This window comes from Marinoscillum sp. (assembly GCF_965229915.1).
Taxonomy (GTDB): domain Bacteria; phylum Bacteroidota; class Bacteroidia; order Cytophagales; family Cyclobacteriaceae; genus Marinoscillum.
The window spans coordinates 553,782-566,823 of sequence record NZ_CBDDJZ010000001.1 but is presented as its reverse complement, the minus strand read 5'-3'; the positions used below and the strand labels follow the sequence as shown (position 1 = coordinate 566,823).

The 13,042-nt window shown below is 42.7% G+C and carries 15 protein-coding genes; 5 read left to right on the top strand and 10 right to left on the bottom strand.

What is annotated here, in order from left to right; genetic code table 11:
- The first annotated feature begins 128 nt into the window (after window positions 1–128).
- Window positions 129–1,403 carry an acetyl-CoA hydrolase/transferase family protein gene (locus ACO067_RS02545; protein ID WP_421870332.1) on the top strand — a complete coding sequence of 425 codons (1,275 nt, stop codon included), beginning with the start codon at window positions 129–131 and terminating at the stop codon, window positions 1,401–1,403.
- Window positions 1,404–1,452: 49 nt separating this feature from the next.
- Window positions 1,453–2,178: a hypothetical protein gene (locus ACO067_RS02540; RefSeq protein ID WP_421870330.1), complete on the top strand. Its 726-nt coding sequence runs from the start codon at window positions 1,453–1,455 to the stop codon at window positions 2,176–2,178.
- Here the strand turns inward: ACO067_RS02540 and ACO067_RS02535 are convergent.
- Genes ACO067_RS02535 through ACO067_RS02520 form a run of 4 tightly spaced genes read right to left on the bottom strand, consistent with a single transcriptional unit; the run spans window position 2,175 to window position 3,950 of the window.
- Window positions 2,175–2,627 (bottom strand): VOC family protein, encoded by a 453-nt coding sequence (locus ACO067_RS02535; protein WP_421870327.1) that lies wholly within the window; start codon window positions 2,625–2,627, stop codon window positions 2,175–2,177. The genes ACO067_RS02540 and ACO067_RS02535 overlap by 4 nt on opposite strands.
- Before the next feature lie 31 nt (window positions 2,628–2,658).
- Window positions 2,659–3,042: an ester cyclase gene (locus ACO067_RS02530; RefSeq protein WP_421870323.1), complete on the bottom strand. Its 384-nt coding sequence runs from the start codon at window positions 3,040–3,042 to the stop codon at window positions 2,659–2,661.
- A gap of 8 nt (window positions 3,043–3,050) precedes the next feature.
- Window positions 3,051–3,554, bottom strand: a complete 504-nt coding sequence (locus tag ACO067_RS02525) for a GyrI-like domain-containing protein (RefSeq protein WP_421870320.1) — start codon at window positions 3,552–3,554, stop codon at window positions 3,051–3,053.
- A 3-nt stretch (window positions 3,555–3,557) separates the two neighbouring features.
- Window positions 3,558–3,950 (bottom strand): DUF3859 domain-containing protein, encoded by a 393-nt coding sequence (locus tag ACO067_RS02520; protein ID WP_421870317.1) that lies wholly within the window; start codon window positions 3,948–3,950, stop codon window positions 3,558–3,560.
- A 252-nt stretch (window positions 3,951–4,202) separates the two neighbouring features.
- Between ACO067_RS02520 and ACO067_RS02515 the strand changes: the two genes are divergently transcribed.
- The gene (locus ACO067_RS02515; RefSeq protein ID WP_421870314.1) at window positions 4,203–5,996 is read left to right on the top strand and encodes an ATP-binding protein; all 1,794 of its coding nucleotides are present in this window, start codon (window positions 4,203–4,205) and stop codon (window positions 5,994–5,996) included.
- Window position 5,997: 1 nt separating this feature from the next.
- Here ACO067_RS02515 and ACO067_RS02510 read toward each other — a convergent pair whose 3' ends face one another.
- The 3 genes from ACO067_RS02510 to ACO067_RS02500 form a co-directional block, all read right to left on the bottom strand.
- Window positions 5,998–6,891: an EamA family transporter gene (locus tag ACO067_RS02510; RefSeq protein ID WP_421870310.1), complete on the bottom strand. Its 894-nt coding sequence runs from the start codon at window positions 6,889–6,891 to the stop codon at window positions 5,998–6,000.
- Between the two features lie 213 nt (window positions 6,892–7,104).
- On the bottom strand, window positions 7,105–7,587 hold the full coding sequence (locus tag ACO067_RS02505) for a GNAT family N-acetyltransferase (RefSeq protein WP_421870307.1): 483 nt from the start codon (window positions 7,585–7,587) through the stop codon (window positions 7,105–7,107).
- Window positions 7,584–8,066 (bottom strand): MarR family winged helix-turn-helix transcriptional regulator, encoded by a 483-nt coding sequence (locus tag ACO067_RS02500; protein WP_421870304.1) that lies wholly within the window; start codon window positions 8,064–8,066, stop codon window positions 7,584–7,586. Before ACO067_RS02500 ends, ACO067_RS02505 begins: the two co-directional genes overlap by 4 nt.
- A gap of 142 nt (window positions 8,067–8,208) precedes the next feature.
- Between ACO067_RS02500 and ACO067_RS02495 the strand changes: the two genes are divergently transcribed.
- Together ACO067_RS02495 and ACO067_RS02490 are read left to right on the top strand one after the other, a co-directional pair.
- Window positions 8,209–10,308, top strand: coding sequence for an OmpA family protein (locus tag ACO067_RS02495; RefSeq protein ID WP_421870301.1), 2,100 nt, complete (start codon window positions 8,209–8,211; stop codon window positions 10,306–10,308).
- Window positions 10,309–10,330: 22 nt separating this feature from the next.
- Window positions 10,331–10,537 carry a hypothetical protein gene (locus ACO067_RS02490; protein WP_421870297.1) on the top strand — a complete coding sequence of 69 codons (207 nt, stop codon included), beginning with the start codon at window positions 10,331–10,333 and terminating at the stop codon, window positions 10,535–10,537.
- 57 nt (window positions 10,538–10,594) lie between these two features.
- On the opposite strand, the gene ACO067_RS02485 is transcribed toward ACO067_RS02490, so the two are convergent.
- The 3 genes from ACO067_RS02485 to ACO067_RS02475 all read right to left on the bottom strand — a co-directional run bounded on the left by ACO067_RS02485 (window position 10,595) and on the right by ACO067_RS02475 (window position 13,005).
- The gene (locus tag ACO067_RS02485) at window positions 10,595–11,308 is read right to left on the bottom strand and encodes a DUF2490 domain-containing protein (RefSeq protein WP_421870294.1); all 714 of its coding nucleotides are present in this window, start codon (window positions 11,306–11,308) and stop codon (window positions 10,595–10,597) included.
- Between the two features lie 262 nt (window positions 11,309–11,570).
- Entirely contained in the window at window positions 11,571–12,026 is a 456-nt protein-coding gene (locus tag ACO067_RS02480) for a hypothetical protein (RefSeq protein ID WP_421870292.1), read from the bottom strand.
- A gap of 43 nt (window positions 12,027–12,069) precedes the next feature.
- Entirely contained in the window at window positions 12,070–13,005 is a 936-nt protein-coding gene (locus ACO067_RS02475; protein ID WP_421870289.1) for an alpha/beta fold hydrolase, read from the bottom strand.
- Window positions 13,006–13,042 lie beyond the last annotated feature (37 nt).

The following is a 13,042-nucleotide window of genomic DNA, read 5'->3' as shown; positions in this document are numbered from 1 at the left end:
AATAGCTAATTAGATTGGCGTTTTTTTTACAGAGAGGATAGAAAGTCTTAATTTGAATGTTGATATAAATCATTGGCGATGGTGACATCCATTGCATCCTAGTTGTCTCAAAAAAAGAACTTTGCCACATGAAAAAAGCAACGACACCTACCAGTGCTGTTAAACATATTCAATCAGGGGATCATGTTTATATACATACAGCAGGAGCCACTCCCAACGTCCTGGTGGACGCCATGACAACAAGAGCCGATGAGCTGAAAGGAGTGGAAATTTATCACATGCATACCGAGGGAAAGGCACCTTATACGAAACCTGAATATCAAAGTGCTTTTCATGTCAATTCCTTCTTTCTAGGGGCCAATTGCCGATCGGCAACAGCAGAGGGGTATGCAGATTTTATCCCTAGTTTCTTGAGTGAGATACCCTTAATGTTTCGCAATGGAGTAGTGCCAATTGATGTGGCGATGATCCAGGTATCACCACCAGATCGTCATGGATTTTGCTCGTTGGGGATATCTGTAGACGCTTCTAAAGCAGCTGTGGATGTAGCTAAGACGGTTATTGCGCAGATTAACCCTAAGATGCCAAGGACACATGGTGACGGGGTTATTCACATGAGCTGCTTTGTTGATTACATTGAAGTGGATGAAGACTTGCCAGAATTACCACCTCATCCATTGACCGCTGAGGAACAAAAAATCGGTGAACACATTGCCGAGTTGATTGAAGATAGATCTACCCTACAGTTAGGTATAGGGGCTATTCCTGATGCGGTGCTGAGTTGTTTGGGCAATCATAAAGACCTGGGGATCCACACAGAGATGTTTTCTGATGGCGTGGTGCCTTTGGTTGAGAAAGGAGTAATTACCAACAAATACAAAACTCGACATAAGGATGTTATTGTGTCAGGCTTCTTGCTTGGCTCTCGGAAGCTCTATGACTTTGTGGATGACAATCCCATGGTACGCATGCTCGACATCCAATACGTAAACGACACAGCAGTCATTCGCAAAATGCCTAAGATGATTAGTATTAATAGTGCCATAGAAGTGGATATTACCGGTCAGGTAAGTGCTGACTCCATTGGTACCCGAATGTACTCAGGAGTAGGAGGGCAGATGGACTTTATACGTGGAGCATCTTTGTCTCCAGGAGGTAAGCCAATCATTGCGTTGCCTTCAGTTACTGCTCGAGGAGACTCCAAAATCAGCTCTATCCTAAAGCCAGGAGCCGGAGTGGTCACCACACGTGCTCACGTTCACTATATCGTTACTGAATATGGTGTGGCGGACCTGTATGGCAAAAACTTGCGGCAAAGAGCCAAATCTTTGATTGATATTGCACATCCAGATCATCGCGAAACACTGACACGCGAGGCATTTGAGCGGTTCAAACAATTTTAAAACTGTTTATGAGGGATTCAGGTTATTCTCAATAACCTGAATCCTAATCATGCAACATTTCCTTTATCGACGTAGTAGCTGGGTATTCATTGTCTTTTCTGTGCTGGCATTGATCGCCTTCTGGCCGGGATATTTTGGTCGATTATCCAATGTCCCCAATTATAGACTTCATTTACATGGAATCGGAATGACCCTTTGGTGTGTATTGCTGATCGCACAGGCTACACTTATAAGGAGGAATAGGTTTCAACTCCACTCACAGCTGGGTAAGTTGTCATTTCTATTGGTCCCATTCATCATTGTCTCCACCGTCAACCTAATCCATTTTCAGTTAGCAAGAGTCCAGCAGGTCAACCAGTTACACATGTATGTGGTGGCATTGATCATCAATGCCTTGGTTGCTTTTATGATTATTTATGGGTTAGGAATGTATTTTAGAAAAGAACGGATGGTCCATGGCAAGTATATGCTCGCCACCATCTTTCCTCTTTTCACCCCAGTGACGGATCGATTGATCTATCAGTTTATGCCTGGTCTGGTACCACTTGCTCCTAGAATTGGGAATGCGCCGATTGTTCCGTTTTTTGGGTTTCTACTGGCAGATGTGCTCATTTTAGGGTTGATCATCTGGGACTGGAGAGCCAATAAGAGTTCGAAAGTTTTTCCATTTGTCTTAATCGTATTGCTCATCTATCACTATTCGGTATTGAACTTTTACCAGTTTGATTTCTGGAAGTCCTTTACCCAGTGGTTCATCAGCATGCCATTCTCTTAGAACCTTTTGGCATCATTTACTTCTATCCAGTAGCCGTCCGGATCTCGAATATACACCTGGTTGACACCATCGGGTCTGGAGTTAGACTTACCGGATTCACCTTGCCAGCTTTCAAAGGGAATACGCTTTGCCTGCAGCATTTTCATGAACTCAGGTAAATTATCTACAGCAACCGCCAGGTGAAGATCTTTTTTGGTCTGGATGCCTTCTTTGCTTGTTTGGATCAAATGAAGCTCCACACCGTCTGCAAAGGAAAACCATCGGATATTTGATTTTTTAGTTTGGTTGGTGATTTCGCCAAGACCTAGAATTTCAGCATAAAACTGCGCACTCTTACTGAGATCCGTCACCACGATGGCGATGTGGTCGGTTTTGACCTTGGGCTGATAGTTCTGTGCACTGACTTCAAAACATACCAAAAGGAGTAGAATGATTATTGATTTTTTCATGTCAAATTTTATTCTAAGATATCTGAACCAATCAGAACATGGTGTTATCATTTGCTGATTTAGAGGGTATGGTTTGTAGCACATCCCAATGTTCTACGATTTTACCATGTTCATCGAACCGAAAGATATCAATACCGGCATAATCCTGATCTCCCGGCCAGGTTTGAAGACAGTGAAGCACCACCAGATCCTTTTCTGCAATTGCTTTTTTAAAGACTACTTTCTTTCCAGGGTATTCTTTTTGCATCCGCTCGAAATACTCAACGAAGCCTTCTTTGCCATTGGCAACATGTGGATTGTGTTGGATGTATTCATCTCCAACATACTTGTCGATCGCAGCTTGAGGTTGGCATTTGTTGAACATGAGGTCATAAAATGCCATTGCTTTCTTCTTATTTTTTTCTTGAGTCCACATGGGGTTATTCAATTTGGGTTTTTCTTTTTTATTGGAATCCAGACTTGCTCTTGAGAGTCTTCATGATCATGCCCCAGGTAGTCGGGACCCATGATCTCAAACTGTGGCCGGTAATCGAAGGCATAGACTGAGTTGGGCAGCCAAAGTCCAAAAATGTACTGAGCAGTTTTAGGGAAACTTGCCGCAGTACCGTGATGGACAAAGACAGCATATTCTCCTTTGGGAATTATCAGAGTTTTCATTCCATCGGGCAATGGCGCCTCTTGGGAGACTTCTACAGCTGCCCACTTCTGGAAGGCTGTGTCGGCAGCAAATGCGGCGATCTCTAGATTTGACGGGTATATCTGAATGGAATAAAGATTATCATCTATAAGGTGCTTGATCTCCTTCTTTATAGGCATAAATGATTGCCAAAGCCGAAAGGTATCCTGCACTGAGCTCTGTGTAGTGGTTACTGACATCCCAGCCATGGTTTTTGACGGAATGGTAATGATTTCAGGATCAATTAACATGAGCTATATGATATTGATGGTTTTGGAGAGTAACATCTTACCATCCAAATGTATAGAAAGTTTCCAATAGCCTCGTTTGTCTTCAATGGGATCCCATACAGTGTCCCCCAGAAAGAAATGAAATGGATTGTGCTTCACGCGGAAGGTTCCGGTGAAAGGTGGTTCTGTGTTGCCGTCTTGATCTTTAAAAGGGGGATGATCAATTTCAAACTGAAGGTATCTGCCTCTGGCTTTTCTGATTTCTACAATCATACCAAACTCTACTCCCAAAGCGGCCTCTATGGTATCTGTGAGCTCGATGAACTTCGGTAGACTTTCATTATCCCGATCCCATTCGCTGTAGCGACCATAATTGATCAGGTCTATTTCTATAGGTCGGTTATTTTTCTTTTTCATCAGGGCAAATGTATATGCTGTACAAAGAAGAAACCCAATGGCTAATGCAGTTCTATGACAATATCTAGATGCTTGGTTGAGGACGAATGGAGTTTCCATAAAAATCAGTAAATAGGTATTACTAAATATAATAGTCAGAATATCCCTGAGGCTTTGGTCATCTCACGAGTAGAATTACCTCATTCAGAATGGATTATTCCCATTCACTTAGATGCAATTGTCCAGTCCTTTATTATTAGAGAATTTAATGGGATGCTTCGCCTAACACTGTATATAGTATTAGCTACTGGGATTACTCTGATCAATGCTCAATCATGGGAGCAAGCGAAAGCAACTGGTGAAGCTACTCTTAACCTTGCCTGGTATACCTCCAGACCTTTTGTGGAGAAAAAGGAGGGCAAGATGGTAGGTATGGAGGCTGAAATGCTCGAGGAGTTTAAAGAGTTTGTCAGGGATAAGTATAAAGTGGAGTTGACTCTCAACTGGTTTGAAGACACCAATTTTCCTGCCATTATGGAGCGAGTGAAGGCTTCTGAACAACCAAATGTTTTTGGGATATCAGCTTTTTCCATTACCAAAAAGCGAGCAGAAGTGATGAAGTTTACCGACCCCTACATGCCAGATATTACTGTCTTGGTCTCTAGTCAGGGTACGCCGATTGTTCGCACATTCGAGGAGATTGATGACTTCATGGAGGGTAAAGAGGCGGTTACCATCAAGAGTACCACTTATGAACAAATGTTGTTTGAGCTCAAAGATCAGCTTGGTGTAGATTTTGATATCAAGTACATCCCTAGTGGACAGAATATACTGGAGGAAATAGCTCGTGCCGACAATCGGTTTGGTTTTATCGACTTGCCCATTTATTTGATGCTAATCAAGAGAGGAGGAGACCTCACTCGTCAAAACTTTTTCACCATTAAAGGAGATGGATATGGGATTATTATGCCTGTCCACAGTGATTGGGATGAGCCATTCAATGAGTTTCTTAAAGACCCTAAATATGCCGATTTGGTCTCGGAAAGCATCTCCAAATACCTGGGTCGGGAATTGTATGATTTCATTGATCGCGTTTACGAGTCGGATCAGTTGAGTACCTCTATTCTGACCAAAGAGAAGGAGCTCCAGCTAGAGCTCATTAAAAATGCCAACCTGAAGTTGCAAGAGGAGCAGGGTTATCGCCAGTTGCTAATCATTGGGATCATTATTACCACGGTATTCATTGTTGTCTTAATCTTCCTGTATATAAACAACAGACGCGTACAGCGAGAATTGAGTAGGCAAAAAAGCCAGATCGAAAGCCATCAGAAAGCCATTGCTATTAAGAATGAACAATTGACTAATAGAAATCGTCAACTGATCAATATCAACGAGGAGAAGAATAATCTTGTCAATATACTGGCTCATGATATGAGATCACCTCTGGGTCAAATTATTGGGCTCACAAGTGCTTTGGAAGCACAACTGAGTGAATTGGACCAGGATCAGGCGGAGATGTTGGTGCAGATGAGCAAGAGCACCCAGCGGCTCAATCAAATGATCAATAAGATGCTGGATGAAAATGCGCTTGAGAAACATCATATCCTCCAGGAGCCAGTGTATGTCAGTCATTTGTTAAATGACATTGTTAAGCGATACAGGAGTGTGGCCGCACCCAAACAGATAAGTATCGACCTCCACCCGTGCGAAGAACAGTACCTTATCACCACAGATCACCTCTTGTTACTGCAGGTATTGGAAAACCTGGTGTCCAATGCTGTCAAGTTCTCTCCACAAAACTCTGTGGTAACCGTGGCGGCAGACTGTCATGAAGACAAAGTTGTGTTTTCCGTACAAGATGAGGGACCGGGGTTCTCCACCGAAGATAAGGAGTTGATGTTTGGGCGGTTTCAAAAGCTATCCGCTAAACCTACCGGTGGAGAGACGTCTACCGGGCTCGGACTGTCTATTGTTAAGAAATATATCAATCAACTGAATGGAGATCTGGAATTGATTTCCGAATCGGGTAGGGGAGCCAGATTTTTGATCACTATACCAAAAGGCTGAGTTATCGGTTTCGATTGATCAGAATAGCGCTGGTCAAAATGATGATCATTCCACCTATCTGTTGGGTACTAATTCGCTCTTCTGCAAGCAGCCACCCAAGAAACACTGCGACCACCGGATTGATGTAGGCATAAGTGCTTACAATGGCTGAAGGAAACTCAGATAGGAGCCAGGTATAAGCCACATAGGCGATGATAGACCCGGCCACTGCAAGATAGACCACAGCTAAAAGTGACTCCAGCGAAGCTGAGGAGAGGCTAGTGAAAGATTCTCCAAGAACCAGACTGATAATCAGACAACTAATGCAGCCAAAGGCCAATTGCCAGCCCAGATTTTTGTAAATACTACCCACAGCTGGTTTGCTCCGATTGTATAAAGTACCCGCTACCCAACACATCGCTCCGACTAGCACCAGTATGGAAGCGAGTATTTGAAGGTGAGAGGTATTGTCATCAGATTCATTGAGCTGCTCCCAAAACAATACACCAATACCAGTAAAACCTAATGCTACTCCTATCAGAATTGAGGGCTTTTGTCGGTAGTATGTCCAGTTGGATCTGTCATAAACTATAAACCATACCGGCAGAGTTGCTACCAAAACCGATGCATAACCCGATGCGATGTGCTGCTCTGACCATATGAGTAACCCCTGACCACCTGCCAGCACTGTAGTACCTATGATAGCGTTTTTGGTTAGAGATGCTAGTGAAGGAATTCCCTCACCTTTCAGCAGGCTATATCCTATCAGCAGGATAGCTGCTATGGCAAAACGCATAGAGGCCATCAGAAAGGGAGGAATCGTCCTAAGGCCAATAACTATGGCCAAATAAGTAGTGCCCCAAATCAAATAGATGGCGGCAAATGCCAGAAAGTACCGTAATGTTTTATTACCCATTTTATTTGACAAGGATTCGCCTGGCTAAGTGATACATATGAATGAGGAGGAATACAGATCCCCCAACGACAATCGGTAACGCTTCGATCATACTACCATAGACAATGTATATAAGTGCAGAAATGGAATGGATACTCCTCAGCCAAATAATCTCCTTGCAAGACATTGCGATCAACCCAACAGCAATGGCTAGATAACCAAGCACTTCAATACTCATAAAACCAACTCCATTCGTATGTTGCAACGTGCATACGGTGAACACTCATTTAACGGAGCTGCTTTGAACCCTGCTTTGATGTACAGGTTGATGGCTGGAGTAAGTTTGGTGTTGGACTCCAGTACCAGCCTTTTTTTACCGATTGATTTACTGAATTCGATGGCATGTTCCATTAGTTTTTTACCAATCTGTAATCCTCGATATTTAGACGTGACTCCCATTTTGGCTAATTCGTAGGTGTCAGAGTCTTCTTTGATCAATGCGACCGTTCCGACTATTTCATCATTCACTTTAGCGAAAAAAATGTGACCGCCATTATCAATGATATAGGATTGAGGATGATCCAGCATTTCGCGATCATGATCTTCTACTTCAAAATACTGATTGAGCCATTCGTAGTTTAGCTCAGAAAAATGATGCGCCAGGTCTGACTCAAAGCCTAGAATCGAAACGCGCAAATCTTGATTAGTGGCATTCATTTGTTATTGTTTAGTTTGTCAAGTGTACGTTCTCTGAATCCTTTCTCTCCAAATCGTTCTTCAATCAGCGTCAGAGCATTCATGATTTCTGTATCTGCTACTGCATCGATTACCCCAGCTTCTCCCGCTTTCCAGACACGTTCGAACTCAGGTAGTTTTTCCTCTGCTTTGGTAGATAAAGTGAGCAGTCTTCGCCGGTTATCGTCTGTACATTGGCTAGAAGTCAGGTAGCCTGCCTTTATCATTTTGTTAGTAAGAGAAATGATGGAGGGATGCGCCATTCCAACTCGGTCGGAGACTTCAGTGACAGAAAGTTCACCTTCCTGTTTGAGGAGCCTGAAAATCACATACCAGTTGGGTTCTATATCAAGACCTAGCTGCTTATACATTTTTTTGCCATCATGCATGAGTGCATCGCTAATGCGTTTAATGCGCATGGTAAAACCCAAGCAACCAAGTTCTTTAGCAAAGTCTTTCATATTTATGTAGTCGTCTACATAAAGTTAGGATTAACGTAGTTAACTACATAATAATTTCAAATAAAATGATATAAAATACCCTCAGGAGGGTATGGAATCACCGCAGCAGGGCTTCTAGCTTTACCCTAAAATCTTCAATCTCATGAAATATTATTGGCTACTCTTCTTCTCCTCCATGCTCTCTTATGCTACACATGCTCAAAAGACCGTGTTTAGGGATGACTTCAGAGACAATAGAAATGACTGGACTATTGCCACCAAAGAAGAATACACCTCTTACATACAAAATGGCAAGTACATCATTTCCAAAAAGACCGAAAGTGGGGCGTGGTATTTCTACAAGAAAGTATATACCGAATACGATAAGGATTTTCGTATAGAAATAGAGGCCAGGCAAACAAGCGGGATCACCAATCACGGATACGGTTTAGTGTTTGCCACCGAGGATGTCAATAACTCCAATTTCTTTTACATCAGCTCCAATGGTTACTACCGTATTGCGAGCTATGACAATGGGACCTACAAAGCGCTGACCGATTGGAAAACAAATGATGCTATCAATGAGATGAATGAAATAAACTCGATCGTGCTGGAGCGAAAAGGAGATCAGTTTCGGTTCATTGTCAACAAGAACGTGCTGGAAACCATGTCCGCTAATGATCTTAAAATATATGGCCAGCGTATTGGTTTTATCCTCAATAATGAGATGCGTGTGGAATTTGACTTCATAGAAGTAAAGCAAGACTATAAAGACATCAATCTCGTACCAGGGATAGATGATGTGGAGTTGGTTAGGGAGCCATTAGGACCTGAGGTCAATTCCCCCTATACAGAGAAAGCACCGGTGATCTCAGCCGATGGATTAACCCTCTATTTCAATAGAGATGGTCACCCGGACAATACGGGGGATCGTGAGCATTCGGACATCTGGTATTCGAGATTTGTTGGAGGTAAATGGCAGCAAGCTGAGCAGTTTGGGGCTCCGGTAAATAACGCTGGACATAACTTCGTCATCAGTGTCACGCCAGATAACAACGCCTTGATGATTGGAAACACTTACAATTCAGATGGTAGTTCGAGAGGCAGTGGGTTCTCTTACACCCAAAAAACCGATAATGGCTGGGAGGTGCCCAAGGAAGTAATAGTCAATAACTATCAGAACTACAACGACTACACGGAGAGCTGCCTTTCCAGTTCCAGAAAAGTGTTGATCTCATCAGTCGAGCGCGATGATCATCGAGGTTCTAAAGACCTGTATGTGTCCTTTCTCGGGGCTGATAGTACCTGGTCAGAGCCTCAGAATATTGGCGAAGTGATCAATACAGACTTTGATGAGGATAGCCCTTTTCTAGCGGCAGATGATGTTACCTTGTATTTTTCTACCTCCGGTCATCCTGGGTTTGGTAGTAGTGATATTTTCATGACCCGGCGGCTGGACAACACCTGGCTCAACTGGTCCGAACCACAGAATCTGGGCCCTCAAATCAATTCGCCAAACTGGGATGCTTACTATACTATACCTGCATCTGGCGCTTATGCCTATGTGGTCTCCAACTCGCCATATGAAGGAGATCTTGATATCTACCGCATCAAAATACCCGATGCAGCAAAGCCAAAACCAGTGACGCTGGTCTATGGTAAAGTATTGAACCAAAAGACACAAGAGCCTCTTAGTGCTGCCATACAATATGGAGATCTCGATACTGGCGAAGAGATCGGAAGGGCTACTTCACTGGCATCAGATGGTAGCTATAAGCTGGTTCTTACTTCAGGAAAGTCCTACAGTTTTTTGGCGAGTAAAGACAACTTCATCACCGTCAGTGACAACTTGACTATTCCAGAAGCCAATGGGTATACGGAAATAGAAAGAAATCTATACCTGGCACCTATTGAAGTGGGACAGACGGTTTTGATCAACAATATCTTCTTTGATTTTGGCAAATCCTCCCTAAGAGAAACATCGTATGCAGATCTCAACCGTCTGGTAGATCTATTGAATAAATACAGCGATATGACGATAGAGATAGCAGGGCATACGGACAATGTGGGTTCAGATGCTGCCAATCAGGTTCTCTCACAGACTCGTGCACAGGCAGTGCTGGATTATCTGGTGAGCAAGTCGATAGCAGCAGACAGACTGGTATCCAAGGGCTATGGTGAAGCCAAGCCAATTGATAGCAACGAAACTGATGAGGGTCGTCAGAGAAATAGGCGCGTAGAGTTTACCATTGTGACAATGTGATCGACTCCACTATATTTGATGTATGAACTGGAGAAAATCGATTACCATTATCACATTGCTAATTGGTACTGTAGGCTGGTCACAGGACTCCGTTACAGATAGTTTGTCCTCATCACAGCCTACAGAGGCCACTACCTCTCAAAAACTTATCCTGTTTGGGATGACTGCAGCAGGTGTGTTGTTTTTAGGTTTGGGATTAAGGAATAGTAAGTTTTTTAGGAAAAAGTAAAAAAGAAAGGCCAGCCACTATGGCTGACCTCTACTGACCTAACCTAAGTCTTTAATGTCATAATGTGATGGATCCAGTGACCTGCAGTCCATGATGTCTTTCGTACAAGTTTGGGTTGTTCATTGCGTACTGGTGCAGATAGGCTAGCTGGAGCGAAATGTCTGGGGTAAGGTGATAACCTAGAGCCACATATAACCAGTTTCTATCATAGGTAATTGCACGCAATGCCTTATCACCTTTGATCCATAACTCATCGAAAGCATTGATAAATACCTTGTCACTCAGTGGTTGGGTAAGCGTGAGTCGATATCGGAATCTATTTCCAAATGTGTTCCCGTCCAGGCTATAGGTATCATCCACTGGATTGTAAACAATATCTCTTTGCCATCGCTGCTCCAGGCGATACCGGTGCTGAACTTGCAGCTTGCCATACTGATGTTTGAAAGTGACCTGTTCCCAGATATTGTTCTCCGGCTTATCAATTGCCACTGGATAGTCTCCGTATGGAAAAGTCTTGATGTAAGTGTAGCCAAATGTGTACACTACGTTTGGTGACTTCCTGGTATTAAAATCGACATAAGGTCTGAAAAGGAACTGCTCTTTGTCACTCATCCAATCGTCATACCTCATGTGCAACTCAGTTCCTATATTCCACTGATCGGTGAGGTGGTGATTGGCCAATAGCAAATACCAAACATTGGGGTTTCCATGTACTTCCTGGGCATGTATAGCTGATGTTTGAGCCATAACTATCCACAGAGTTATACTCATTTTTACAAAGGTTTTGAGCATGTTGGTTAATTGAGATGTTTTGATTGTTTCAAGTGATGTTGTGAATATAATACACTTCAATAGTGTATTGGTTTGCAAAAAGAAACAATCCTCAAAAACCGCATGTAACACTTGTTACTAGAGTGTCTGCACTATGTCAAAGAACTTGAGACAAATATGAGGTCACTTTCTGGAGACAATCTGGAAAGAATAAAAAAAGCCAGAATTTCTTCTGGCTCAGTGTCATTTGGTGCAGTAGCTTTTAAAATCTATCCCAGGGAATACCTACAAGCATTAGCAGAAAGGAGATTCCGAAGAAAATGGCCTGGAACTTGTATTTTTTTTTCACATCAGCAGTTTTCTTGGCTTTACTTCTGCCAATGTGTGCCAGTGCGATGGCCAGGATCATTACAGTAATGTGTTCAACAGCCCAAAATCGAATAGAAGCATTACTCATAGCTGCTCCAAAGTCATTGAATGCACTTTGAGTGATTGGGCTGAGAAATACATAAAGGATCAGTCCAATGAGAAACATTAAATCCATCAACCCCACATAAGCGGCTGAAAAAATATTATCCAGTTTTCCGTATACAGGGTTTCCAAACATCCCCATCATGGATTTTATAGTGACAATTACGGCCAGTATTAAAACCACCCACCTGATTACAGAGTGAAGGTGCAAAAACAATGTGTATGCATTGATATCCAGTAGAGTCATTATTGGTTTATTTTTTTATTCAAAGATAAACTCCAGCAACAAATTAGGCTGTAAATGAAGGAATCATTTCTGACTTCATTTGTTTTAGAATGACTTTGAAGACAGCCTCGTATGCTATGATTTTGTAATGGCCCAAACCTGTCGTGTGCACGAAGTGTGCATCTGGATAGCTTTCAAACAACTCTTTCCCACGTTCGAACGGTACTGTTTTGTCTATTTCATCATAGATCAGAGTCATGTCCACGCTCTGTAGTAAATGCTGTTTATCCCGTAAGTCGAAATAATCAATGTCTTCATGATAATTGGACTTCACGAGTTTAGCCATTGCTTCATACACTTCATTACTAAAGCCTAGATCATCAATGATGTCTTTAAAGAAATACCGCACATATGGAGGGGAGGCAATAATAAAAAGGTGTTTGGGTTGTAATGCTGGTCCTACCTCTGTCAATACCATGCTGGCAGCTAATCCACCAATGGAGTACCCAATCACTGCATGGTATGGACCTTCCTTCACATAATGATCCTTGATGATATCACGCATTTCAGGAATGGCCGTGTGCTTGCCTTCAGATTTGCCATGAGCTTTCATATCTAGGCCCTCCACTATATATCCAGCCTCTACCAGCGTGAAGATCATTCTCCTGAAATCGGATATTTTCGATCTCCAACCGTGTACCAGTAAGACCTTTGGTCCGGAGGTTCCCCATCGATACCCCTGGATGCGATATCCTTTGTAATTGGATGAAAATGTTTGCGCTTGATCCAGTAACTCAAGGTGAGATTCTTTAAACCGTACTGTCCCGGGTTTAGTAAAGTAATGCCACACCACTTCGGCTGTTTTACCTGGCGAAATGTGCTGTAGAGTAGCTAGACCTTTTTTGACCAGCTCGGTTTTCCAGTTGGTTTTTGGTGGTCGCTCTGATGGCCGGCTAGTGTCTTGAATTCCGGCGTTGATTTTGGTTATTGTTCTGGTCATAATATACCGATTGGTATTTTATTGGTTAAAAAATTTT